The 23,847-nt window shown below is 56.2% G+C and carries 17 protein-coding genes; 7 read left to right on the forward strand and 10 right to left on the reverse strand.

The features are described 5' to 3' along the window. Window positions 1-456: 456 nt before the first annotated feature. Window positions 457-4,788, forward strand: coding sequence for an LAGLIDADG family homing endonuclease (locus tag Pla100_RS17720; RefSeq protein WP_146579025.1), 4,332 nt, complete (start codon window positions 457-459; stop codon window positions 4,786-4,788). Window positions 4,789-4,958: 170 nt separating this feature from the next. Here Pla100_RS17720 and Pla100_RS17725 read toward each other — a convergent pair whose 3' ends face one another. The 4 genes from Pla100_RS17725 to Pla100_RS17740 all read right to left on the reverse strand — a co-directional run bounded on the left by Pla100_RS17725 (window position 4,959) and on the right by Pla100_RS17740 (window position 9,329). Then, on the reverse strand, window positions 4,959-6,056 hold the full coding sequence (locus Pla100_RS17725; protein ID WP_146579026.1) for a UbiA family prenyltransferase: 1,098 nt from the start codon (window positions 6,054-6,056) through the stop codon (window positions 4,959-4,961). Between the two features lie 238 nt (window positions 6,057-6,294). Next, entirely contained in the window at window positions 6,295-7,764 is a 1,470-nt protein-coding gene (locus Pla100_RS17730; RefSeq protein WP_146579027.1) for a Gfo/Idh/MocA family protein, read from the reverse strand. Window positions 7,765-7,879: 115 nt separating this feature from the next. After that, on the reverse strand, window positions 7,880-8,641 hold the full coding sequence (locus Pla100_RS17735) for a YggS family pyridoxal phosphate-dependent enzyme (RefSeq protein ID WP_146579028.1): 762 nt from the start codon (window positions 8,639-8,641) through the stop codon (window positions 7,880-7,882). A gap of 442 nt (window positions 8,642-9,083) precedes the next feature. Further along, window positions 9,084-9,329 (reverse strand): tyrosine-type recombinase/integrase, encoded by a 246-nt coding sequence (locus Pla100_RS17740; protein ID WP_231603168.1) that lies wholly within the window; start codon window positions 9,327-9,329, stop codon window positions 9,084-9,086. A 595-nt stretch (window positions 9,330-9,924) separates the two neighbouring features. Here Pla100_RS17740 and Pla100_RS17745 point away from each other — a divergent pair. The 5 genes from Pla100_RS17745 to Pla100_RS17765 all read left to right on the forward strand — a co-directional run bounded on the left by Pla100_RS17745 (window position 9,925) and on the right by Pla100_RS17765 (window position 15,168). Further along, complete coding sequence (locus tag Pla100_RS17745; protein WP_231603169.1) at window positions 9,925-10,467, forward strand: four helix bundle protein; 543 nt, start codon at window positions 9,925-9,927, stop codon at window positions 10,465-10,467. A gap of 677 nt (window positions 10,468-11,144) precedes the next feature. Further along, complete coding sequence (locus tag Pla100_RS17750) at window positions 11,145-11,672, forward strand: hypothetical protein (protein WP_146579029.1); 528 nt, start codon at window positions 11,145-11,147, stop codon at window positions 11,670-11,672. Between the two features lie 131 nt (window positions 11,673-11,803). Beyond that, window positions 11,804-13,153, forward strand: coding sequence for a serine hydrolase (locus Pla100_RS17755; protein ID WP_146579030.1), 1,350 nt, complete (start codon window positions 11,804-11,806; stop codon window positions 13,151-13,153). Window positions 13,154-13,302: 149 nt separating this feature from the next. Next, window positions 13,303-13,545, forward strand: a complete 243-nt coding sequence (locus Pla100_RS17760) for a DUF6429 family protein (RefSeq protein ID WP_146579031.1) — start codon at window positions 13,303-13,305, stop codon at window positions 13,543-13,545. A gap of 1,089 nt (window positions 13,546-14,634) precedes the next feature. Beyond that, window positions 14,635-15,168 (forward strand): hypothetical protein, encoded by a 534-nt coding sequence (locus tag Pla100_RS17765; RefSeq protein WP_146579032.1) that lies wholly within the window; start codon window positions 14,635-14,637, stop codon window positions 15,166-15,168. Window positions 15,169-15,720: 552 nt separating this feature from the next. Here Pla100_RS17765 and csrA read toward each other — a convergent pair. From csrA to Pla100_RS17795, 6 genes are all read right to left on the reverse strand, one after another. Then, complete coding sequence (csrA, locus tag Pla100_RS17770; RefSeq protein WP_146579033.1) at window positions 15,721-16,122, reverse strand: carbon storage regulator CsrA; 402 nt, start codon at window positions 16,120-16,122, stop codon at window positions 15,721-15,723. Window positions 16,123-16,381: 259 nt separating this feature from the next. Then, on the reverse strand, window positions 16,382-17,209 hold the full coding sequence (locus Pla100_RS17775; RefSeq protein ID WP_146579034.1) for an alpha/beta hydrolase: 828 nt from the start codon (window positions 17,207-17,209) through the stop codon (window positions 16,382-16,384). Window positions 17,210-17,215: 6 nt separating this feature from the next. Continuing rightward, complete coding sequence (locus tag Pla100_RS17780) at window positions 17,216-20,326, reverse strand: M28 family peptidase (RefSeq protein ID WP_231603170.1); 3,111 nt, start codon at window positions 20,324-20,326, stop codon at window positions 17,216-17,218. 125 nt (window positions 20,327-20,451) lie between these two features. After that, complete coding sequence (locus tag Pla100_RS17785) at window positions 20,452-20,844, reverse strand: hypothetical protein (RefSeq protein WP_146579036.1); 393 nt, start codon at window positions 20,842-20,844, stop codon at window positions 20,452-20,454. A 26-nt stretch (window positions 20,845-20,870) separates the two neighbouring features. Then, on the reverse strand, window positions 20,871-21,845 hold the full coding sequence (locus tag Pla100_RS17790; RefSeq protein WP_146579037.1) for an SMC-Scp complex subunit ScpB: 975 nt from the start codon (window positions 21,843-21,845) through the stop codon (window positions 20,871-20,873). 18 nt (window positions 21,846-21,863) lie between these two features. Next, window positions 21,864-22,520 (reverse strand): sigma-70 family RNA polymerase sigma factor, encoded by a 657-nt coding sequence (locus Pla100_RS17795; RefSeq protein WP_146579038.1) that lies wholly within the window; start codon window positions 22,518-22,520, stop codon window positions 21,864-21,866. 210 nt (window positions 22,521-22,730) lie between these two features. On the opposite strand from Pla100_RS17795, the gene ruvB reads away from it, so the two are divergent. Further along, the gene (gene ruvB, locus Pla100_RS17800; RefSeq protein ID WP_146579039.1) at window positions 22,731-23,813 is read left to right on the forward strand and encodes a Holliday junction branch migration DNA helicase RuvB; all 1,083 of its coding nucleotides are present in this window, start codon (window positions 22,731-22,733) and stop codon (window positions 23,811-23,813) included. Window positions 23,814-23,847 lie beyond the last annotated feature (34 nt).

Here is a 23,847-nt window from a genome sequence, read left to right on the forward strand (position 1 = left end):
CTCACCCCTGACAGAACACTTAGGTTGCAAAAGGTGACAGCCGTCTCCCGTGCGCGGTGAGGTGGGTTCGGCCGCAAAGGTTTCCCTGTGCGTGACTTACAGCATCGAAAATTTCTTCGTTGACACATCCTCACGAATCCCTAACATTCTCGCAGTCGTCCACATGTAGTGCCTCGAAGGCATGGAAGCCACTACCGGTAGTGACAGCAAAACGCTTTGTACCGTTTTTGCCGCCTCACGCACCGGGAACCACCCGGACCGGGTTTTTTGGGCTTGCCTGTTTCTTCGCGGACCAGACGTGTCCATCACGCGCCGGATGATTCACCGAATCGTATTTCCTTTTCGCCGCCACCTCGATTCTGTTTGGTGGGCGACGGCCGCTTCGCGAGGACCGCGAAGTCAGCGTCCGTTGTTCACCCAGGGATGAACCACACTTTAGGAGTCAGTGACTTAACCATGTCCACCGCCTTTCCCGCTCAAACCAAGACCTCCCGCCCGTCCGATGATCCGAACACCGACTCGGATAACCACAACGACCAATTCGGTGCGGGCCTGTCGGAGGCCGAACTCTGCGACCCGGCACCCGCCCAGAACGATCCCGCCCTTGAGAAGGTCGATTCGGAACACGGCGTTGCGTACGCGAAAAAGAAGTTCAGTGCCGACGCTCGAGGCAAACGCGACGGACTGAGAATCGAAGCGACCTTCTGTCCCGAAGACGGACGCACACCCTTCGCGACGACCCAGTGGGACCTGCGAAGCGCGGCGATCAAGGATGAGACCGGGAAGGTCTTGTTCGAACAAACCGACTGCGAAGTGCCGGCGTCGTGGAGCCAATTGGCGACCAACGTGGTCGTTTCCAAATACTTCTATGGCGATCCGACGACCAAGGGGGAACGGGAACGCAGCGTTCGGCAATTGATCCACCGCGTCACGCGAACGATCACCGACTGGGGTTTGGCGGACGGATATTTCGACACGCCCGAAGACGGCGATCGCTTCTATCGTGATTTGACGTGGTTGTGTTTGCACCAACACGGTGCCTTCAACAGCCCCGTGTGGTTCAACGTCGGCTTGCATGCGCAGTACGGCGTCGAAGGCGACATGTGCAATTGGCACTGGGACAAAACGACCAACTCGACCGGTCAGCCGGACAACCCGTACGAGTTCCCACAAGGCTCGGCATGTTTCATCCAAAGTGTCGATGACAACATGGAAGACATCATGCGATTGGCGTGCAGCGAAGCGATGTTGTTCAAATTCGGCAGCGGCACGGGCACCGACCTTTCGACGATCCGCAGCCAGCGCGAAAAGCTTTCCGGCGGCGGAACGCCTTCGGGACCGTTGTCGTTCATGCGGGTTTACGATTCGATCGCCGGCGTGGTCAAGAGCGGTGGCAAAACCCGCCGCGCCGCGAAGATGCAATCACTGAAAGTTTGGCACCCAGACATTCTCGAGTTCATCGAGTGCAAATGGGCCGAAGAAAAGAAAGCTCACGCGTTGATCCGCGAAGGCTATGAGTCGAACTTCAACGGCGAAGCCTACAGCAGCGTTTGTTTCCAGAACGCGAACCTGTCGGTGCGTTTGACCGACGACTTCATGGAAACCGTCCGCAAGTCCGGCAAATGGCAAACCCGCTGGGTCACGAATAAGCCGACTACCGACGCACCGGTCTACGACGCCAAGGAACTGCTCAACAAGATGGCCGAGTGCGCATGGCACTGCGGCGACCCCGGCGTGCAATACGACACAACGATCAACAAATGGCACACCTGTCCCAACAGCGGCGCGATCAACGCATCGAACCCGTGCGTCACCGGCGACACCCTGGTCAGCACCTCAACGGGTTATCGACGCATCATCGACCTAGTTGGAAAGACGGCAGAGATCATCAACGGAAACGGAAAGATTGTTTCGATCGATCGCATTTTCAAAACAGGAACCAAACCTGTCTACAAGTTGGTGACCCGAAGTGGTTATAGCCTGAAATTGACGGCCGATCACCAAGTGCACACAGAAAATCGAGGCGATGTTCCTGCGTGCGAACTGACGCGTGATGACATCATTCGATTGGAGAAGGTTGGTTTTGGTGACGATTTTGTTCCGAGCGCTTTTGGAGAATTGCTCGGCGCGGCACTTGGCGACGGCTGCATCACGACCGGGGCCAACGATCAAGACTTTCTTTTCGTTTCGCTAGGCAGCCATGAACGCAGTATTGCGGCCCGCCTCCAAGAAGGTGTCTCATCAATCAAACAGTGGCTTGCCATCGAGGACGGTCGCTCTAACCGTCCTTCAACGATCACGGAAACATCTACCGGAATCCGCGTCGGAACTTCTGTTTCTGCGATACTCGAAAAGCTGAAGCAGTATGCAGTCCTTGATGCTGGCTCCGCCGAGAAGGCGTTTTCCGATGCCGTTTTCAATTTGGATCGTCCCAGTCAAGTTTCGATCCTTCAAGGATTGTTTTCGGCCGATGGAACAGTCGCCGATTATGGGCAAAAGAGCCAGTATGTTGCGTTGGACAGCACCAGTGAAAAAATGCTGGAGCAAGTTCAGCTTCTGTTGCTTGGTTTCGGAATCAAGTCGAAAATATACCGCAACCGTCGTGCTTTGACTCAAACGACGGCGTTGATGCCTGATGGCAATGGCGGAGAAAAAGAGTATTCAGTTGCGCAGATGCACAGCTTGCGGATTTCTAGGGCTTCGCGAGTTGCGTTTGCGGACCAGATTGGTTTCTTGCCAGAGTCAGAAAAACAGACCAAGTTACTTGCTTTGAACGAACGAGTAAGCGCCTATGCGGATCCTATGGTCGATCGAGTTGATCGATTGGAGGCGTGTGGTGTCGAAGACGTTTATGATTTGACCGAGCCACAGTCCAATCATTTCGTTGCCAACGGAATGGTGATTCACAATTGCAGCGAGTACATGTTCCTCGATGACACTGCCTGCAACTTGGCCAGTATCAACCTGATGAAGTTTGTGCAGAAGGACGGCAGCTTCAACGTCGATCGCTTCCGCGCGGCGGCTCGAACGTTCTTCATCGCTCAAGAAATTTTGGTCGATCATGCAAGCTATCCGACCGAACCGATCGCCCGCAACAGTCACCTTTATCGTCCGCTCGGTTTGGGATATTCGAACCTGGGCAGCGTGATCATGACATCGGGCTTGGCGTACGACAGTGACGCTGCTCGCGGTGTTTGCGGATCGTTGACGGCGTTGTTGCACGGTGAAGCCAACCGGACCAGCGCCGAAATGGCGGCGGTTGTGGGACCGTTCGAAGGCTTCGCGGGCAACGAAGAACCGATGCACCGCGTCATGCAAATGCACCGGGACGCGTGCGAGCAAATTCATGACGGCGGTCCGCCGGAATTGAAGGAAGCGGCGATCAAGTTGTGGGACGAAGTCACCGAGATCGGCAAAAAGTACGGATTCCGCAATGCTCAAGCGACCGTGTTGGCCCCCACCGGCACGATCAGCTTCATGATGGATTGCGACACAACCGGGATCGAACCCGACATCGCATTGGTCAAGTACAAACAACTCGCCGGCGGCGGCATGTTGAAGATCGTCAATCAAACCGTCAAACTCGGTCTGAAGACGCTCGGATACGATCAAGACGCCATCGACGCAATCCTAAAGTTCGTCGACGAGAACGACACGATCGAAGGGGCTCCGGGCCTCAAGGACGAACATCTGTCGGTGTTCGATTGTGCGTTCAAACCGGCCAACGGCGTTCGCAGCATTCCTTGGCGTGCTCACGTGACGATGATGGCGGCCGCCCAGCCGTTCTTGTCCGGAGCGATTTCAAAAACCGTCAACATGCCCACCGATGTGACTCCCGAAGACATCGCCGATGCGTATTTCTGGGGTTGGGAACTCGGACTCAAGGCGATCGCGATTTATCGCGACGGCAGCAAGCAGTCCCAGCCGCTCAATACCAAGCAAGACGATAAGCAAGGCTTTGGCTCGGGCGCGACCCAAGTAGTTACCAAGACGGTCGAGAAGATCGTCTACAAACCGCGTCGCGAACGTTTACCGGACACCCGTCAAAGCTTGACGCACAAGTTCACGATCGCCGGTCACGAAGGGTATCTGTGCGTGGGCTTGTACCCCGACGGACGTCCTGGTGAGATCTTCATCACGATGGCGAAGGAAGGTTCGACGATCGGCGGTATCATGGACAGCTTCGGCACCGCGTTGTCGATCGCGCTGCAGTACGGAGTGCCGTTGGACGTGATCGTCAACAAGTTCAGCCACACCCGATTCGAACCGATGGGGCACACGTCCAACAAGGATATCCGCATCGCCAAGAGCGTGGTCGATTACATCGCCCGCTGGTTGGGCATCACGTTCATGTCCGGCCATGACCACGGAATGCAATCGAGTCCAGGAAATGGCCCTGAACTGGCCAGCGGCAACGAAGTTCTCGGCGGCATCTCGACGACAACAGGGGTGATGATCGAAAACGGCGTCGTCGCTGCGGGAGCACCCGCCGCGAAACAAAGCTCCGTAATGACGAGTCTGAAGAATGATGCTGGGGCTGCTGTCGCGATCGCCGAACGGGCGATCATGATGGCAACGCTCGGCGTCACCAACGGTATCTCGATCGATGGCGGCGAAGCCAATGGAAGCCATCAAGGTAACGGTGAAGCACAGTTGGTCGGTCAAGCCGATCAATTCTCAAGGTTCCAAACGGACGCGCCGAGTTGTGATAACTGCGGTAGCATCACTGTTCGTAATGGCAATTGTTACCTCTGTCACAATTGCGGCAACTCGATGGGCTGCAGCTAAGGCTCTCCCACATCAACGATCGCAATGCTGTTAATCGTAGGCGTCATTGAAAGGTTACGTTAACAGCAAGCCCGAACCTCGAGCGGAACCGAACGACCTCTCCAACAAGTTTTTGTGTCGTTCGGTTCCGCTTCCATTGGCCAACCTCGCGACTGCAAATAACTCGTCAACTAGGTCATCCGGAATTTCTGAGCCAACCAAGTCGACGGGAGGATCAGGGCAAAGACCGCAATCGCAGGTTTGGCCCCGAGACCTAACATGGTCATCGCAGCCGCAATCGGGATGATCGCCATCAAAGCCGATCGGATCGTCGATTGGATGGCGATGGGTGATGGGGACATGACCGCTTTGCGTCCGTTCATGATCGTCGTCGCCACCATCAAAAAGATCGCCGCTGGAAAGACCCAAACCGGATCGACACTCCATGCTTTGGTCCACTGAAAATCGGGTTGGGGACCGAAGCCCGCCAAGCGAGGCGCGAACGCAACTAACGCGGCCCCGATCATCATCAGCGCCAACCCGATCGGCAGATGGATGGTGCGGTCGCCAATCGCTTCACGACGGCCGAACGTCGTGATGCCGGCGATGTACGTGCCCATTCCCAACGCGAACGTGAGCGTGACGCGCCGGATGTCGGCGATGATCGGATCGCCCAACGTGATGCCGGCAAAGTCAGAAGACCCGGATGATCCGAGCGCCACTGCGGCGGCGGTTGCTCCCAACAGGAAACTCAAAATTCGGCACCCGCCCATCACGATCGGTGCGACTGGCGTTCGTTTCAATGGTCCGTCATACAAATAGATGCACGCCACCAATAACAATGCAATCAGGGCTGGTTTCCAAACCGACGGTTCTGTCGGCGCGGCATCGCCGTTCGTGGCGTCAGCTAGCGAGATCCATCCAATGCCACCGGCGAACACAATGCCGAGCACCAGCAAACCCCAAGCGACCGTTCGCGCCGTCGACACGGAAATGCTGCGGTCGGCCAATGGACGACCTCGGCGAGCACGAAGGTCTTTTCGGACGTCAAAAACATCATTGAGAACCATCCCGCCCCAATACAAACAAACCCCCGAAAGAATCACCAACACCAGAGTGATTCCGATCCGAGTGTCCTCGTCCGCATCGCCCGCCCGCCATCCGTAACCGCCCAAGACCACACAAAAGGCGGCCGTAACGTCAGCGATGATCGTGAACACGTTTGGAAGCCGGACCAGGCTCGCCCAATGAATCCAAGGCGAGGTCGTTGGTTTGGGGGAAGCTTCCATGGTGATTCTGATTCGCTTGAAAGTGGACCCGAGCAGTGCCACTGGCTTGTTGATTTAGTCGTGTGCCGACGCGTCCCGGCGTGTTGATGTAATCGTAACCCGAAGCGTGAGCGAGGGATAATTGAGATTGACTCATCCCTCGCTCACGCAGCGGGTTACGATAAACCAATGCCACAGGCAAAAGTGCAATTTCAAAACTCACGCGTCGGATAATGACGCAGACTCAATCAACATGCCGTTAGGCAACCGGTTTGATTTCGTAACCAGCCCGGTATTCACGCTTGATGAACGGATTGGCCAGCTCGGCGTGCTCCCCGACAAATCGTTCGGTCGTCGGGTCGTGAGTCAACATCGGACTGGATTTCAGGTCCTCGACCGACGCGCCATGGTTACTCAGCGGAGCGAGCATGTCGTCGAGCATCGACGACCACTGCGACAGTTCGACGCCGCTGGTGAGTTGTTCGCGATCGAACGCCCCGCCGGCGCGGAACGCGACGTTGGCGAGGTTGCACCAACCGGTACTGTGGTGACCGTTTTCGATCGGGGCGTTGAGCATGTCGGCGTTACGGGTCTGCACCGCGACGGCAAAATTTTCCATGTGGGCAGGCACGGTATTGACGTTCGCTTTGAATTTCTTGATCGACTTGCCGGCGGTATCGACCGCGTGTCCGCTGCCACGTTGGCCCAAGTAATAGCCGCCTTCGCAGACGACCGCGTAACCACTGCCCGGCGCGGTGACCGCCTTGTCGCCTTTGGCGGGCCAGTTGCCTTTCTTGCCTGGATGTGCGGGCAAATTGCTCAGCGCGATCAACGTCGGAAACGATTCTGTTTCAAACAGGGCGAAGTGCAAGTTCGGCGTTTGTCCGGCGTCGTTCCAACCGATCCGACCACCGCCGGCGATCATCCGCGTGGGGGTGGAGACTTTATCTTGGTAGGCCACGTTGCGAACGTCGTCGAGAATGTGAACTCCCCAGTTCCCCATTTCGCCGCTGCCGGTATTCCAATCCCAGTGCCAATCGTAATGGAAGCTATTGCGATAGATCGGTTCATCGGCCGCGGGGCCGAGCCACAAGTCGTAATTGACTTCCTTGGGAATCGGAAGCGGCGTATCACGTTTGCCGATCGAACCGCGAGTACCCAATCGGTTCGCTTGTACATAGAGGACTTCGCCGAGAGCCTTTTCGTTGTGAAGAAAATCTCGTGCTTGCATTTGAATCGGATCGCTGCGTTGTTGCGTGCCCAACTGAACGATCCGTCCCGCTTTCTTTGCCGCGAGGACAACTTGGCGACCTTCCCATTGGGAATGCGAAAGTGGTTTCTCCACATAAACATCCTTGCCCGCTTCGATCGCCCAAATCGCGGCGAGGCAGTGCCAATGATTGCACGTCGTGATCACGACGGCATCGACGTCGGGCGAATCGAGGGCTTCCCGCAGGTCTGTAACGGCCGTCGCTTGGTATTTTGACGCGAGCGATTGAGTACGGCCTTGATCCGGATCGGCGACCATGACCAACTTGGTTTGCTTGACTTGGTTGATCGCGTTAGCCAACTCGCCACCGCGCCCGCCGGCACCCAGGATGGCGATTCGGACTTGTTCGTTGGGCGAGGCGGCGCGAACGATCGAAGGCATTGCGACCGAGCCGATTCCGGCAGCGGCGATGGCGAGAAATTGACGACGATCGGCTGATTGTTTTGGACGGACAGGCATTGACTTCAGAGCTGTGGGAAAGGTTGAGGGAAAACAGGAAAACACGCGTTATGATAACCTGAACGACACTCGACGTGCGGGGGAGGGTCGAATTGATTCGGATGAACTGGGGTTTTTACGGCAATACACCTGAAAATAGACTTGATCCGATCCTCACCAACGTCGCGCCTTCGGCAATCGCCGCGGGGTAGTCGCCGCTCATCCCCATTGAAAGTTCGGGCAAGGGAATTCCGACCGCCGTTTGCAACTGATCTCGCAAACCGCGAAGTTTTGCGAACTGCCGTTGAGCTTGATCCGGCGTCGTGCCCCAACCCGCCATCGCCATCAAGCCGATGATGCGGGCCCCCGGCTCACCGGATTGCGAATCCCGTGATTCGACGAGTTGCCGCAAGACCGCTTCGGCTTGCTCGATCGGCAATCCCGTCTTGGCGTCCTCGTCGCTCACATTCACCTCGATCAACACATCGACGCTTCGGGCTTGTTGACTCGCTTCGCAATGAATTTCGTCCAGCAACCGCTGACTGTCAACGGAATGGATGACCGGCTCGGCCGAGAGCAATCGCCGAACTTTGTTTCGTTGCAAATGTCCGATCTGATGCCAGCGGATCGGACCATCAAGGACCCCAGATTTCTCAATCAGCGATTGAGGACGGTTCTCTCCTAATTCAACGCAACCCGCATCGACCAACCATTGCGTGATCGTGGCGTCGACGTACTTGGCAACGCCGACGATCCGAACCGAATCAGCATCGCGACCGGCCGCCCGCGCGGCGTCCGCGACGCTCGCTCGCACCTCATGCCAATTCTCCGCAATGCGGCTCTTGGCTTCTTCAATGCCGCATCGCATTTGTTCAGAACTGATCGGCTGAGCAGCCATGGAAAGAATCTTTGACAAGTCGGAAAACAAGTACCAACTTCGCATTTTCACGGAGCGGGACATATCAGGCAAGGCGGCTACGCCTCAAACATACAAGCCCGACGCGCAAGCGAGTGGGTTCGCTGGCATTGAGAGGTTTGGAACGAACTCCCTCGCTCGCGCGTTTTGAAGTTGCACTTTTGCCTGTGGCATTGGTTTATCGTAACCCGACGCGTAAGCGAGGGATGAGTCAATATCAATTATCCCTCGCTTACGCAGCGGGTTACGAAAAAATCGCAACTTCAAAACTCGCGCGTCGGGCTTGTATCCAATGCGGTCAAAAAACACAAAAAGCGGCGATAACTGATGTAGACGCACTCGAACCGACTCCGCTGAATCGACACCGCTGAATCGACACCGCTGAGCCGATCCAACGGGCTGACCAATTTCACGTCGGGCCGGTTCAATGCGTGCAAAATTCCATCCAAATTTTAAGATCGGCGACCACGCCTTCGGGCATCGGCACGAACCGACTCTTGTCCCCCTTCGAAGTGTGCACCTCGATCACTCGGCGATCGAAATCGAGATCCTTCATTCGCAGCCGCAGAGCCTCGCTGATTCGCATACCACTGCCGTAGAGCAACTTGCCGATCACCAAGTGAACGCCCTTGAGTTGCGAGAAAATGCGTTCGATCTCCAGTTCGCTCAATACCGTCGGGATCTGCTTGCCTTTCCCCTTGGCACATCTGCTTGATTTTTTCCGCCCTCGCCAACGCTTCTAGCTTCGTGTGGATGAACCGTCCGTACACAATCGACTCCATCCCGTCATCCGTGATCATCAACGACAACCACGTCCCTCTCCAGCGACCCGCTTCACCGCGTCGAACGCACTATCAAACACACTTCCAGAGACTTCCATCTCAAAGGCTCTAGGAAGCGAGGTTTCTGCCGTGTTTCCGACGGATCACCGCACTACGGGGTCGATTCTTCGCACGACCCTGAAGAAGGCCAACCCAACACCAAATTGTCTTTCAAAAAATTGCTTGACCCACCATCGGGGAGGCCACATATTGGCGTCCCGACCGACCCGGCGATAATTCCGGCCACCGGGAGATAAGTCCTCATGCAACCGGCGATAACACCCCATCTGTCATCCAGGAAGCCGAAGGCACACCCAGTGATAACACCCTTCCCGCGCCCTTATCTCCGGAACAACCGGGGATGATTACCTCGTTCTGGCACAAAGTGCCCATCGTGCTCGTGCTCAGTGAAACGGTGCTCGTGCTCGTAATCGAAAAGGGGCTTTGATTAACGATCCAATCTTTGACCACGATCGACTCGACGTTTACCGTCTGTCCATCGAGTATGTTTCCGCGGCTTTCGAGATTTCCAAAACGCTGAGCGGCTTGCATCGCCACGCCCGCGACCAATGGCTTCGCGCGGCGCAATCCATTCCGCTCAACATCGCCGAGGGCAACGGCAAACGAAGCTTGAAGGATCGTGCTCGTTTTCTCGACATCGCTCGCGGGTCAGCGTTTGAATGCGCTGCGATCCAAGATGTGCTCGCTGTGTCCTGTGGATTGGATAACAAGACAAGCCGTGACATGAAGCTGAAGCTCAAACGAGTCGTCTCGATGTTGACTCGGATGGCGATCAAGTTTGACGGGGTCAAAGAGCCATCGTACAACTATCTGGTGGCGATCGATTACGAGCACGAGCACCGCGGTGCTGAGCACGAGCACGAACGAAAGCCAGAACCAGGCCGTGCACCTAAGGACGGCTTGCGCGGTTTTACAAATGGAAACTCAATCGTCCGCCCTAGGTGGCGGCTCGCGTTCCCTGACTGAAATGGATTCCCAAATCGATCCGTACACACCACCATCGGAGACCGAAGCGACTACGCATTCGGCAGCTGGTCGCTCATACCGATGGCTGGCAATCTCCGTGGCTCTCGTACCGACAATCGCACTTGTCGCTGCCGGTCTCGTTGCTCGACCGCGATTCGTTCCGGGGCTCTTGGATATGTTGTATCAACTTTTCACGTCATGGCTTTTCGTATTCCCTGTATCGCTTCCACTCGCGGGTTGGCTTGCATGGCTCTCCCTCCGAGCGGGCTTGGGTTCACCGTCATTTGACTGGGACCGGCTTCATTGGCTTGCCATTCCGGCGGTAACGCCTTTCTTCTGCCTCGCATGGGGCGTTGTGTTTCGCCACAGTCGTCGATCCGTGTATCCCGGCTGGCAAGACGACGTTATCCTATACACCCTACTTCTATGCTTTGCTTCTGCGGTGGCAGCAGTGATTGCAAATCGAAGACACCGCTGGATTACGATTGCGGCAGGATTAAACTGCTTCCTGCTTTGCTTCGGTTCAGCGTTCTTGGCTGGCATGTCCGTATCCGGTGACTGGCTATGACGGCAGGGAACCATCCCGTGCACCGAAAGACGGCTTGCGAGGATTCACAATGGAAAATCAATCGTCCGTCCTCGGTGACGCGTAACGTTATCGCGTTAGAGTGCCTCCTATGCTGAACACGATTTGGAAATGGTTCTTCCGCTTCGTAATCGGCGCTGGACTGCTGTACGTCGCGTTCATTCTTCTGCTCACCATTAACATGACACGCCCGAGCGTAGACGAATCAGATGGTTTCGTTGATACAACTGCGCAAGCGATCGGATACACAATATCGCACACGCTACCCGATTCGGCGACTAGAATAAGATTTCTCCGAGCATCTGTCGGCATGGGCGGTCGGCTTCGAATGTATCGATTTGAAGCCCCAGTTGTCGATCTGCACGCTCATGCCATTTCTGAATTCGATGCTCGTTGGGATCGTCCCGGATACAAGGCAACGGCAAATGTCCGATCTCCATTCGACGAACACGATGTAAAACGCAATTCTGAGTTCTACAATGGAAACGCTGACTGGATGCTGCCTCCACCCAATGCTGTTGGTACACTATACGAACCCGCGGACGGGAATTGGTCTCATCGCCCAATGATCTTTGTTGATGAGACCAACGCAGTCCTCTATTTCCAAATGACCGATTGACATTTGCGATAGCCATTCCGTGCACCGGATCGGCTTCCGCGCGTTTCCTGATGGTTAGTTTTACTCTCGCCGCCCGGTGACGGCGGTCGTTACATGAACATGCCAACTATCCGTTACACCAAACAATATACATGTTAAAGAACATTCTACTGCTTTGCACTTCGGTAGCGCTGTGTTCGCCAATAGTCTCCATTGCACAAGACGCAGCATTCGAAAGCCGCACTTGGACCAGTGCCGACGGGTCATTCTCCGTCGACGCCGAGTTCATTGAATTGAAGGGACGTGTTCTATGTCTCCGCAAGGCGAATGGCGAGATCATCACCGTCGCTTTGACCAAGATTTCCAAGTCTGACCTTGCGTACGTTCAGGAGCGCCAGAGCGAGCTTCGCAAGTCTCAAATTAAAAAGGATCGTTCGTCTACTCCAATGTCATTGCTACGGCGCGCGAACGTGACGTCATTGAATGACATGCTTGAAACCGTCCGACGTAAACACCAAATCCCAGGAATGGCTGTGGCCGTCGTTCAGGGCAATCAGTTGGTCGCTGCTGGAGCTGTCGGTTTGCGTGAACTGAATTCTAATGCAGCCGTCACATTGGACGACAAGTTTCATCACGGATCTATCTCCAAACCGATGACGTCCATGCTAATTGGCATGCTCGTTGATCGCGGAAAACTACGTTGGGATACGTCAGTATCGCAAGCGTTTCCTGATTTGCTCGAGAAGATTCGACCTGAGTATGCAGACGCAACGATCGAACACTTGCTTTTGCATAGGTCTGGTTTGCCCAGCGACCGAAGTCAAAGTTCTGAACTTAATTCAGCCATTAGCGCACTGAAGGGTGATATTAAAGACCAACGCGAACAGATGGTTACAATAGTTCTACAGCAACCGCCCGTCGCTCCACTTGGAGGCAAATACGTTTATGCAAATTTCGGGTTTTGCGTAGCTGCAGCCATGGCGGAGGCTGCGACAGGCGAATCGTGGGAGGACATGATGACGGAATTGATTTTTCAACCACTGGCAATGCAATCGGCTGGGTTTGGACCACCATCTAGTACCACTGAAATTGATCAACCTCGTGGGCACATCGGGCTCGGTCCAGAAATGAAGCCTGCGCGAGCAACTGCAGATAACGCGCCATGCATGGGCCCTTCCAGCCGTGTACATTGCAATGTGACTGACCTTGCAACGTTCGGACACTTGCACCTGCGTTATCGCCCGCCGGTCTCACAACTTTTATCACATGCAACATTTGTTAGATTGCATACAGATCAATTGAAGCATAACTATGGCTTGGGATGGGAGATTTCCAGCCCCGACTGGGCTCAAGGCGAACTCCATTCTCACACCGGAACTAACGGTATGTATTACTCGGCACTCTACGTTGTTCCTGGACGGAACTTGGTCGTCGCGATAGCATTGAACGCCAAGTCAAGTGATGCATGCACGGAAGTTCGAGACTTGATTCTCAGGCGTTGAATCAATTGATGAATCATGTAACCACGCCGTGCACACGGAGCACGGCTTGCAAGGTTTCACAAATGGAAAGCTTTCTCTCCGTGCCCGGTGACGGATTCGTTCTGCCATTGAATCGCATCTGTGCTCGCGGCACTCAAATTTGAATCCCAATGAAGAATGACATCGACAAGATTGACGACGCGGTGTTGGCGCTCCTCGCATTGACCCTTCACGACGAAAACGAATACGGTGCTCGTGCATGGAAGGGGCACGATTGGGACGCACTCGGCAGACTTCACGACAAGGGGATGATTCATGATCCGGTGGGTATGGCGAAATCTGTCGTGCTGACGCCGGAAGGTTTGGCCAAATGTCGTGAACTGTTTGATACTCTGTTCACTCGCGAATCGTAGTTCACTGCGATGGTGCTGCTGCGTGCCCGATACTGCAAGACATGCCGTCGATACACTCTCCATTCTAAGCCGAATATTTCGGTCACCGTTGGTGCAATACTGACTCTCGTCACTGGCGGCGTGTTTCTGTTTTTCTGGATCATTCACAACATATTCGTCTTGCCTCTACGTCCGTTCAAATGTCCGAGATGCGGGCGTGGACGCTTGGATTGATTTTCGTGGTCATGCGGATTTACAATGCCGACGTAAACCTGTCCCAAGAAAGGCAGAACCATGACATGCACGTGCGGACTGGAAATAGTTCGAAGACGAGCGGGTGGGACTCCCGCCTGGGTAACTGCTAGCCACTGGCCCAGTATAGAGTGTTGCAGCTTGCGTGTAAGGCGTATCGCCGAAGTCGCCGGTTGAAGCGTACACAGAAAGGTAGTGAGGATGAAAGGTAAAGGGGTTGCGCCCCGCCCTGAACGGTATTTAGCTCCGAGAACATGGTTTCTGTTGGATCCTGCCCAAGGTCTTTGCATGCTGGAAGGCAATACTTCGGTTCACGCTAACGGTGATTGAATCGAGGAAACCCGGAGTCGAAGGCCCATTCGCGTTACACATAACGTCGTCGAGGTAACCAGTGAGGCCCTGAGGTTCTTTCCTGAAGATGAAGACCAATCATGAGCAGGCGAGTATGCCCGAGAATCCGCAGAGGAGACGGAGGCAAATGGCACTCAGGGAGTCCGAAGGATGCATAGTACCGTTGAAGCTGGAAGACCAATCGAGTGAATCGAAGCCGGGTAATGCCGGTGCAGGGAAGGCGGCCGAGCCAACACGCGGTCCATCGGGAGACCCTCCGAACTCAGTGTCGGATGATGGATCACTCTCATCGGATTCGCAGCATGCCTTGGCATGTTGGTGTTGGTGGGGAGCCGGATGCGTTAACGGCGCAAGTCCGGTTCTGGGAGGGACCGCGGGTCAATTGGCTATGGATCAAATATTGTGACACCACAGAATCGGAAACGAGTGGCAAACAGGGAACACAAAGCGTATCCTACATCCGAAAAACCTCGGTCTACTCGCGCGAAGCGGCGAAGTCGAGCGGTGTTGCAATTGAGAATCTTTCGTCGCCGCTCGGTTACTGCCGTCGTTCGTCGACATCTGATGCTTGCACTCTTTTGGTTAGATGATTACACCGTATCGAATTTCTGGACCGTGTCGATGCTGCGCCTCGAATGTGCATTCACCCTGATCGCTTTCGCGGCCAACACTGGCTGCTCTCATGGGCATGATGCTCGCCCTGCTCAGACCGACGTGTTGCTTCGCGTGTGCCAGGAAGCGTCGCTGGATTTCGATCGTGAACGCGGTGAGTCCCCACAGACCCTACGCGACCTCCAGGAGTTCGTTTCGCAAACGAATTGGGAAAGACCAGATTGGCTCACACCACATACATATGAATACGGCACTCGAATGTTACGCTCCGGTCTTGATGCATGGGAGCATCCTATTGCTGTGAGACAGCTAGACAGCCCTGGTCGAACGATGGCCTGGGTGAGCGCCGGTGAGGATGGGACATTCGGTTCTGATGACGATCGTGAGTACGAGATGATGTGGACCTGTATCAGCGACAGTGACGACTGACCCGACGCCGTGTGGTACGATAAGAAGCGACGCCAGCCCGCCGTTTGACGTAGTAGCGACGAACCATGCGTTGGACCGAAGCAACGCATCGGGCGTTTTGGAATGGAAACCACAATGGCGTTGCTCGGTCAACGCGGCCGTTATCGCACAGGGGGCTCGCGGTATTGAGACATGAAAGTACTTGCAAAATACCTCTCCAGCGATTTGCTTGCCTTCGCTCTGGCGTCTGTCAGCTCGCTCCTTCTTTTATGGTGCATGACATAGTAGACCTCAATGGTGCCACCCAACAGTGGCACCGCCATCGTCGCTAGATTTTGGTGCGGGAGGCTCATGCCGGGGTATGGACTCACTTCGAATTCGGCTTGGAGTTCGGTCCATACCCCGCCTGCTGTGCGTTGCATTCCCCGGTGCGATTTTCCACCGGGTTAATGGAGCAAATTGACGAACACCGATCCTTCACCACCGTGGCCAATATGAGTGCATCACCGGTTGGAGGGATCGGCTCTTAGGTTACCTTTGATGTCATATCGCTTCCCACGATGTTCATTTGATTCATGTGGCGCTGAAAAAGTCTGAGAGCGGGGCTCGCATAGCGGTGACGCGATCATGGGACTTGCGGATCTTGCCCGAGATGATCTGAACCTTCGCGGCTGGTGCTTCCGGAGCGTCTGCAACTTCGCTCGCTTCTGACCGGCCTTGCGCGATCATTTCGTCGGCCGACATCAGACCGTCGACCACGTCATTGCGAATCTCCGAGGCCGCCGGTTTTCCCGTTTTCGATTCACTTCCGGCGTTCACCTCAATAGCGGCTTCCAACTCGCCACGCAGGACGCGGACATCGCGGGGGGCGTCGATGCCGATGCGGATTTGGTTGTTACGAAGCTTGATAATGGTGATCGTGATGTCGTCGCCGATCTTGATTTGTTCGTCGATTTTTCGGGTTAGAACCAACATGGCATTCTCCTTTGGGGTCCCAGTTGCCGATCCGTTGAGGACAGGAACGAGGTCTTGCTTGCGAATAGGGTGACTAGGCGGGGGTTGCCATCGTTGGCAACGAAAGATACCTATCGCAACGAGAGTGCCAAACAATCGGGGCCTCATCAAAAATAAAATGCAAGTCGTTTCTAGGCAAGGAGTTGTGATTTTCGCGATAGTTTCGGCGGCCCTCCGAGTTGCCGCGATTTCGGAAAAAACTACAAGGTTTTTTACCTTCCTACATCGACTGGAGCCAATCTTCGATGGCTCGATAAACCTGATCGCGTTCGGATTCGACGAGCAAGGAATGACGCAGACCGGCGAACTCGATGTGCCGACACCCTGATCCGGCTTTTTCGACAAACTGTTCCGTCGATTCGGTGTCGCACAGTTCATCGTCACTGCCGGTCAAGACGAGCAGATCGATGTTCAATTTGTCAGCATGGTCGATCAACCATAGTCCTTGGTTGATCAGTTGGCTGCCGATGCCGACGGCTAACTTTTCATGCATCAAGTCGTCGTCGGCGAGCTCACGCAGCATTTCTGGATCTTGCGTCAATTGGGTCGGCTCGATCGAAGCGGAAAAACGCAACCTCGGGATCAATTTTCCGGTCAACCAAGCCGCGAAGGCTTGGGGCCTCGTGGGCGGGTCGGGTGGCAAGATCATCGGATTGGTCACGACCGCCCGGCGAACGTATTCATGGTCGCGATCGAGCAAGTGATTCAGCACCAGGTTGCCGCCCATGCTGTGCCCCAACAAGACGATCTCAGCTTGCGCGAAATGCTTGGCTGCGAACTCCAGTGCGACGGCGATGTCATTGACCAGCGTTTCAAAATCGGGTGCGTCGCCGCGTCGACCGGGACTTTGCCCATGTCCGTGTTGATCGTAAATCAATACGCCGCGTCCCCGCGCCGTCATGCGCTCGATAAAATCGTCGTAGCAGCCGGAGTGTTCACCCAAGCCGTGGACGACGACGAACGCCAATGCCGCCGAAGGGTCGCCTTCGCAGCGAAGGAACAGGGAACGACCGTCGGGCGTTTCGAGTGTTTGGTCCTGGGTCGTCATCAGCGATCAATCCCGTGAACCCGGCGTGATGGAAAGTTTGACTTTCTCGGAACCTCGATCGACTACGATCGAGACCTCTTCACCGATCTTGAGTGCTTCGATCGCGTAAGTGTAATCGTAGATATCCTCGATCTTGCGACCGGCCAATTCCACGATCACGTCGCCACCTTGAACACCGGCCTGAGCGGCGGGACCGTCGGCAGCCACGCCGCTGAGCTTCAGACCTTTGACTTCGCCAGCGGCGTAGTCGGGGATCGTTCCCAAATAGGCGGTCAATCGCGCTCGTGGAACTTCTTGTTGAGATTGGCCTTCGTCGAGTTCGAACGGTGGTGGTTGGTCGGCCGTCAAGAAACCACGCGTCAGCAACCCGAACAAACGGGCGATCTTGGCGGCGGCGGGATAGTTCAACTTATCCGGCGTGTCCCGAGGCGTGTGGTAGTCTTCGTGGGCACCCGTGAACGCCGACAGGATCGGTACGTTGCGAGCAACGAACGCGGACGCATCGGTCGGCAAACGTGTGCTGGTCTTGTCCAATTGAATCGGCAAACCGACCGGCACATTGCGACGTCCGACTTCGCCGGCGAACCCCGGCGATGACCCGATGCCTTGGACGATGAGCTTGTCTTGCAAACGCCCGACCATGTCGAGGTTCAAGTAAACCGCGATCGCATCTCCGAGCGAAGCCGCGTCGGGGGTCATTCCGTGCGCGTGAGCCATCGCGACGGCGTCCTCGTCCACGGGCGTGACCGGTGCGTCCGGGTAAAGAGTCGTGAACTCGTCCACGTAGGCTTGCGATCCGAACAAGCCTAACTCCTCACCGCTCCAGCCCGCGACGATCAAATCACGTTTCATCTTGAGTTTGCCCGAACGACGATCGGCGGCGATTGCTTGGGCGATCTCGAGCATCGCCGCCACGCCGCTGGCGTTGTCGTCGGCCCCGACGTGGACTTGTCCCTCCTCTTCGTTGCGAGCTAACGAGTTGCTGCCGCCGCGTCCGAGGTGGTCGATGTGCGCGCCGACCATCACGGCGGGATATCCAGGCGTGTCACCGGCGGGCAAACGTGCGACCACGTTGCGACCGGTTCCTTGATTGCGGATGATTTCGATGTTGGCACCGATCTTGACCGCATCGATGGCAATGCCCATCGCGAGCGAACCGTCGTCGAGACCTTTTTGGATTTCGCCCAAGTCCTCTCCCTTGGTGGCCATGATTCGGCCCGCCACTTCGTTGCTGATCGACACGGCGGCGATGCTAACTTGAGCTTGCGAACCGTCGGAATCGAATCGCACCAATTCCCGAGACACCTGACTGGTCGGTCCGGCGACAAACAGAATCCCGCGAGCCCCCTGGTCTCTAGCGATCGTCGCTTTGCGACGTGGGGAACCGTAGCGGGCCATCCGTTGTCGCTGTTCCGGAGTGATGTCCTGTGGCAGATCTCGGAAAACCATCACCCACTTATCCGAAACGTCCAAGTGTACGTAGCTGTCGTACTCGTCCACCTCGTCGTCGCCGGGAACTTGCAAGCCGTAACCGGCGAACACGACTTCGCTCGATTCAATCTCGCCGGTTTGCGAAAACGACAATGGGGTCCAGTCCTTTCCCAATTCGGGCGAAATGGTTTTCTCGCCGCTCAAGGCAACTTGAAATTCGTTCTTCGCACCCAACGTGGAGCCGGCCGGAAATTCGAATTCGTGGAAAAACGTTCCATCGGCACCGGCCGGTTCGAAACCGAGCGATTCCAAGTATGCCGCCACGTAAGCGGTCGCCCGTTTCTCGCCATCGGTGCCGGTCATCCGGCCGCCCAGTTCGGGACGGGTCAGGTAATCGACGTGTCGCATCACGTCGCGATCGCGGTACTCCGGTGCAGTCGCTTGTACCGACTCGAGCGCGATGGCCGCGTCTTGGGTGGTATCGCTGCTTGTTTGATCGAGCCCCAGCAATTCTCTCGCTTTGGCGTCATTAAAATCGGCTAGGTAAATCTGTGACGTGCCTTTCTTCGGTTCGTCGTTCTCCATGGCGATCGTGCCATCGGCGGCTAGCACGCGGGTGCTGGTCCAGGAGAGTTGTTCGCCACCGGGCAAGAACACCGGCAAGCCATCGAACCCCGGCGTCGTCGTCACGCGAACCGGCTCACCGGTGCCGTCGGCGCGGACGAGATAAAGTTCAAAATTGGCGAACCCGTGTCGGTTGGTCGTGAAGATCAAATAGTCGCCGCTGGGATGAAAGAACGGAGCCCAACTCATCGCGGACAAACTCGTCAGACGCTGCACGTTCGAACCGTCAACGTTCATCGTGAAAATTTCTGCCGTCGCGCCGTCGGGGGCGAACCGACGCCAACAGATCTTTTGTCCGTCGGGTGAAAAGAACGGGCCGCCGTCGTATCCCGGCTCATTCGTTAAACGGCGAACGTTGGTGCCGTCGGCGTCCATGATGTACAGATCGATCATGAACGCCGGATCGATCTCGAATTGCTCGCGTTCCTTTTCCGAAAGCTCGCGTGAGTAGGCTTCGCGGTTGGACGCGAACACGATCTGTTTACCGTCGGGGCTGTAACTGGCTTCGGCGTCGTAGCCCTCCGCCTCGGTCAGTCGCGTCAGACCGGCCGTCGATTCACCGGTGACTTCGTCCAAATCGGCCGAGTAGATTTCGTAGTTCGGGTCATAGTCCCAACTGTATCGTCGTTGCTTACCGGTGGCCCGTAGTTCGAGTTCCTCGTCCTGTTTCGCTTTGGCTTGTTCGTCCTCATGGGTGCTCGCGAACAACGCCAACTCGCCGCTCGGATGAATCCAACCACACGTTGTCTTGCCGTAACCGGGGCTGATTTTTTGCAAATCGCCGGTTTCCAGATCCATCAGATAGATCTGGTAGAACGGATTCGCCGGATCGCGTTCGCTTTGAAAAATCATCCGCGAACCGTCTTGGCTGAAATAGCCTTCGCCGGCTCGTTTTCCCTCGAACGTCAGCAAGCGGGTGTTGGACAACAACTCACCCTCGCGGGCCGGATCGACCTCGGCGGCGGTCGCGGTCGCGAGTGGATCACTCGGCTTTTCTTGAGCGACACCTGACAGCGGAGCGGTGCCGGCCAAAGCCGTCAGCAGGATCAAGAAACGTGTCATACCTAAGTTCGTCATGATGGTCAGGTGGATGGTGGTTGGAAAGGTATAAAGGGCATGAACCTGTGCGAGGGTTAGCCGCGGTTGAGATGGTTTGAACCGGGGCTAACGCTCATCGGCTAAACAGTCTACGAACTAACGAGCCCCTTGGCTCCCCGCAAGCAAATTAATCCGTCGCTCCATTGTAGAAACAGGGCCTTTCGCTCGTGTTCATCGGTGAATACACGGACGTTGCTTTGATTGTGACGGTAATCCTCGCGGACCAAACCGAACAGTTGTCGGTATTCCGGTTCGGGCGTCGGGGCGTTGTCGGGAACTTGCGGATCGACCCGGGCGGTGACCTCGAATCGGTAAAGTTGCAGCCATCCGGGGCGTTGCACGGCGACCAAACGCACGGCTTGAAACTTGGCCGACGAGCCGAAATAGCCGTTTTGGGTGAGATGTTTTCGGATCGAGTTTTCCATCTCGTGATCGCCACACCAATCGTCCCATTTTTGGCGGAGGGTTCGGATCCAGTTCATTCCAGTCAACTTTGTTCAAGTCCAAGTCATTCAAGGTGCGTTTCTTCGACCTGTGGGAGGTCTTCGAGCGATTCCAGCCCCAATAAAACCAGCAGTCGCTCGGCCGGGTAGTATCGCGAAACCAGTTTGGGTTTGGGTTTCGCTTTCTTTCGATCCGGATTCGCGTCCGAATCTCCGTCGTCGGCCGTGTTTCGTTCGGGCGGGTCGCGTTGTTCGGGTTCTCGTTTCATTTCGATTAACCGTCGCCGAACCATTTGATTCAACAACGAACCACTATCGCGACCCCGCAAGTCCGTGCATTGTTGGGCGGTGATCCCGGGTTGATAGGCGACCAACGACAACACCTCGATCGAACTTTGATTCAGTCGTGTTTCGCGGACCTTTCCGGTAAAGACGTGCCGCATCGATTCCGCCTCGGGGGCCACGATCATGCGAAAACCCACGTCATCTTGGGCGATCCGGATTCCCTGTCGCAACTCGCGGTAGGAGGCGTTGAGCCGTTGGATGATCTCGGTCACTTCGTCGGGTGTCATGTCTCTCATGATCGATGCCAACCGGGTGGCCGAGACCGGTTCACCAGAGGGCTGTCCGACGAACAGTGCCGCTTCGATGATCGCTTCGGGCGTGGCGGTTTCTTCAACGGATCGCGAATCGGCGGCCAGCCCGTCGGCGTCCCAATCAATGTCCTCATCATCGCCTTCGTGTTCAGTTTCCGCCTCAGCCGCGAGCGCGTCGGCGTCCGCTTTGGCCTTGGCTTGCGCCGCCAGGAGCTGTTCGCGTTGCAAGACTTCACCGGTCGAGATCGCGGGCCCGCCGTCGTCGGATTCGGACTGGGCGACGATGTGTTGGTAAGCGGCCCCGAGTTCTTCGAGCGAAAAGGCATCCTCGTCGTCTTCGAAGTTCTCGTCTTGGACGAGCTCACCTTCGAGTTCCTCGTCTTGGATCTCGACGTCTGTTTGCCGATCTTCTTCTGGCAGTTCGTCCTGTGGCTTTTCATCCATGCTCGATCATTCTCCTGATTACAAATCGGTATCCGTCGTGGCCGAGGGAGGGTTCCCCGGCATGCGAAAGCCTTTTCGGGTGCTGGCTTGGTTCATGTCCGCCCGCAATTGTTTCATGCCTCGATGCAGCAATCCGGCGACTGCGCCGGTGGTTTTGCCTAACGCCTCGGCCACCTCGGCCAATTTCATGCCTTCGAGATAATGCAGCTCGATCGCCACGCGTTGGGCGTCGGGCAAACGCTCGACGGCCTCGACGAGCGTTGAGAGATTCTCGCCGACGACGGCCACTTGGCTGGGCGTGGCCTGATCGGCGGCGAGCAAGCCTTCCAATCGCATCGACGACTGGGTGAGTTTTTGTTCCATCGATTGTTCGCGGCGGACGTCGCGTTTGTCGCGGTGCATGTCGCGGTCGAGGTGACAGATTTGCCGAACGAGAATTTGCCGCAACCACCCTCGCAGTTCGGCTTCGGTGCCGCCGCGAAATTGATCGATCGCCCCGATGGCCTGCATCATGGCTTGTTGAACGATGTCCGAAGCGCCCAGCTTGGCTTGGTAGGCGGTCCGCATGTGGGTCCGGGCGAGCATCCGCAAGTACGGTTCATATCGGGTGATCACGTCCGCTTCGGTCAAGTCGACCGGCGGCGATGGGGTCTCGGACGGGTTCGGGGCGTTCATGTTCGAGTTGGGGGTGTTATCGATGCGGATGCGGCAATCAATGAAATCACGGGACGAAATCACGGGAGGGGGGGACGACAGATTGAACTACGCTCAGCCGGTTTGAAAGGTTACAGTAGCGATTCGAGCGGTCTGGCGAGAGGCAGACGAAAGGGAGTTTGGCAAAAACGGGGCGGTTTACGAAATCAGCGGACGGTTTGAGAATTCAACATGGCACGAGAAGCAATTTACCAGCAATCGAAACCCGATATGGGGGTGGAGATGAATCAAAATCCCGGCGACCCGCCCGATAACGGGGACGACGGATTTCCCAGCAGCGACGCGACCAAGCCACGCCCCGACGCCGACGGGAGATTGCGTCCCCGGCGGATGGATGAAATGGTCGGGCAACGCGACGTGATCGAGCGTCTGAAGATTGCGATCGACGCCGCCACCTCGCGAGGCGAACCGCTCGGACACATCCTATTCGACGGGCCGCCCGGTCTGGGCAAAACCACGTTCGCCACCGTGATCCCTGCCGAAATGAACACAACCGTTCAAATGGCCAACGGGGCCGGGCTGCGTGCGCCGAAGGATTTATTGCCCTACCTGACCAACGTTTCCGAAGGGTCGGTGCTGTTCATCGACGAAATCCACCGGGTTCCCAAAGCGGTCGAGGAGTACCTTTACACGGCGATGGAGGATTTTCGCATCGACGTGGTTTTGGGCGACGGGGTCAACGCCCGCACATTGAACTTGGAACTTCGGCCGTTCACGTTGATCGGTGCGACCACTCGGGCGGGGATGCTCAGCGCTCCGCTCCGCGATCGATTTCAAATCCGTGAACATCTGGGTTGGTACACCCGCGCCGAGCTGGCCGAAATTGTCCGGCGAAACGCGGTCAAGTTGTCGATCAAGGTTGACGATGGGACGGCGGATTTGATCGCCGACCGCAGTCGCAGCACTCCGCGTTTAGCCAACAATCGGCTGTTGTGGGTGAGGGATTATGCCCAAAGCAAAGCTGACGGAAATTTTGATCGCAACATCACCCGCGCGGCCTTGGACATGATCGGGATCGACGAACTTGGTTTAGATAAACAAGATCGCAACTATCTCGACACACTGATGCGAGTGTTCCTCGGCGGGCCCGCCGGGCTCGACGCGATCGCCCACACGATGAACGTCAGCGGCGACACGCTCGAAGACGAAGTCGAACCGTTTTTACTACGTAGCGAGTTGCTCGTCCGCACCCGACGCGGTCGATTGGCCACGCCGAAAGCCTACGAACACATGAAACGCCCGATGCCGGACTGAGGCCGGGCGATTCGATCGTTGGGTTTCGGCATTT

The organism is Neorhodopirellula pilleata (genome assembly GCF_007859915.1).
GTDB classification, from domain to species: domain Bacteria; phylum Planctomycetota; class Planctomycetia; order Pirellulales; family Pirellulaceae; genus Rhodopirellula; species Rhodopirellula pilleata.

Coding starts and splice junctions, on each gene's coding strand:
- Pla100_RS17720 (WP_146579025.1), top strand. CDS start 457: ATGTCCACCGCCTTTCCCGCTCAAACCAAGACCTCCCGCCCGTCCGAT.
- Pla100_RS17725 (WP_146579026.1), bottom strand. CDS start 6,056: ATGGAAGCTTCCCCCAAACCAACGACCTCGCCTTGGATTCATTGGGCG.
- Pla100_RS17730 (WP_146579027.1), bottom strand. CDS start 7,764: ATGCCTGTCCGTCCAAAACAATCAGCCGATCGTCGTCAATTTCTCGCC.
- Pla100_RS17735 (WP_146579028.1), bottom strand. CDS start 8,641: ATGGCTGCTCAGCCGATCAGTTCTGAACAAATGCGATGCGGCATTGAA.
- Pla100_RS17750 (WP_146579029.1), top strand. CDS start 11,145: ATGCTGAACACGATTTGGAAATGGTTCTTCCGCTTCGTAATCGGCGCT.
- Pla100_RS17755 (WP_146579030.1), top strand. CDS start 11,804: ATGTTAAAGAACATTCTACTGCTTTGCACTTCGGTAGCGCTGTGTTCG.
- Pla100_RS17760 (WP_146579031.1), top strand. CDS start 13,303: ATGAAGAATGACATCGACAAGATTGACGACGCGGTGTTGGCGCTCCTC.
- csrA (WP_146579033.1), bottom strand. CDS start 16,122: ATGTTGGTTCTAACCCGAAAAATCGACGAACAAATCAAGATCGGCGAC.
- Pla100_RS17775 (WP_146579034.1), bottom strand. CDS start 17,209: ATGACGACCCAGGACCAAACACTCGAAACGCCCGACGGTCGTTCCCTG.
- Pla100_RS17780 (WP_231603170.1), bottom strand. CDS start 20,326: ATGACACGTTTCTTGATCCTGCTGACGGCTTTGGCCGGCACCGCTCCG.
- Pla100_RS17785 (WP_146579036.1), bottom strand. CDS start 20,844: ATGAACTGGATCCGAACCCTCCGCCAAAAATGGGACGATTGGTGTGGC.
- Pla100_RS17790 (WP_146579037.1), bottom strand. CDS start 21,845: ATGGATGAAAAGCCACAGGACGAACTGCCAGAAGAAGATCGGCAAACA.
- Pla100_RS17795 (WP_146579038.1), bottom strand. CDS start 22,520: ATGAACGCCCCGAACCCGTCCGAGACCCCATCGCCGCCGGTCGACTTG.
- ruvB (WP_146579039.1), top strand. CDS start 22,731: ATGGCACGAGAAGCAATTTACCAGCAATCGAAACCCGATATGGGGGTG.